This is a genomic window from Acetobacter sp. DsW_063, assembly GCF_002153745.1.
GTDB lineage: Bacteria > Pseudomonadota > Alphaproteobacteria > Acetobacterales > Acetobacteraceae > Acetobacter.
Genome location: NZ_JOPL01000109.1, coordinates 1 through 1117 on the forward strand (window position 1 = coordinate 1; position 1117 = coordinate 1117).

Annotated in this window: 1 protein-coding gene and 1 pseudogene; both read left to right on the top strand. The window is 62.7% G+C overall.

Annotated features, from left to right (window positions below; genetic code table 11):
* Positions 1 to 40: 40 nt before the first annotated feature.
* The gene (locus HK28_RS12515) at positions 41 to 316 is read left to right on the top strand and encodes a VirB3 family type IV secretion system protein (RefSeq protein WP_086644881.1); all 276 of its coding nucleotides are present in this window, start codon (positions 41 to 43) and stop codon (positions 314 to 316) included.
* Positions 317 to 328: 12 nt separating this feature from the next.
* Positions 329 to 1117, top strand: a pseudogene (locus tag HK28_RS12520) (conjugal transfer protein TrbE); the annotation flags it as partial.

Sequence of the window (1117 nt, forward strand, 5' to 3'; positions counted from 1 at the left end):
TTCTGTCCTTCTTCTCCTTCTCGGGCGGGGCGCTGATCTGATGGCGGGCTATGACGATGATGCGGTGCCGGGCTTTCATGTCCCGGTCCATCGTTCCCTGACCGACCCGATCCTTCTGGGTGGGGCACCCCGCGCGGTAGCGATTGCCAACGGCACGCTGGCGGCTGCGATCGCCCTCGGTCTGCGCCTATGGCTGATCGGGGCTGTCTTCTGGATCGTGGGACACAGCCTCGCGGTCTGGGGCGCAAAGCGTGACCCCTTCTTCATTGAGGTTGGACGGCGGCATCTCCGCTATCCCGCCTGGCTGCGGGCATAGGAGGGCAGGGCGATGATGTTTCTTGGCGAATATCGCAATCGTGCTGCCCTCCTGTCCGACTTTCTCCCTTGGGCGGCGCTGGTCGAAAAGGGCGTGGTCCTGAACAAGGATGGCAGCTTCCAGCGCACGGCAAAGATACGTGGTCCGGATCTGGATAGCGCCACATCTGCCGAACTGGTGGGTGTGACGGGACGCCTGAACAACGCCCTGCGTCGGCTTGGCTCCGGCTGGGCGGTGTTCGTGGAAGCGCAGCGTGTGCCCGCCACGATTTATCCAGAAAGCGATTTTCCCGACGCGGCCAGTCAGATGGTGGATCTGGAACGCCGGGAGCAGTTCGAGGATGAGGGCGCGCATTTCGAGAGCCGCTATTTCCTCACGATGGTCTGGTTGCCACCGGCGGAATCATCAGGTCGCGCCGAAAGGTTTCTTTACGAAGGTCGGGAACACGATGGGCCGGACCCGCATGGCATGCTCCATGCCTTCATCGATCGCAGTGATCGGCTTCTCGCCCTGCTGGACGGATTCATGCCCGAGGCGGCATGGCTGAACGATGCCGAAACGCTGACGTATCTCCATTCGACCATTTCGACCCGGAACCAGCGTGTTCGGGTGCCGGAAATCCCCATGCATCTCGACGCCCTGCTGGTCGATCAGCCTCTGGCGGGTGGTCTGGAGCCGAAGCTCGGCGATGCCTTCCTCAAGACGCTGACGATCACGGGTTTCCCCAGCCGGACCTTTCCCGGAATTCTGGACGACCTGAACCGGCTGGCGATGCCCTATCGCTGGTCCACCCGCGCCATC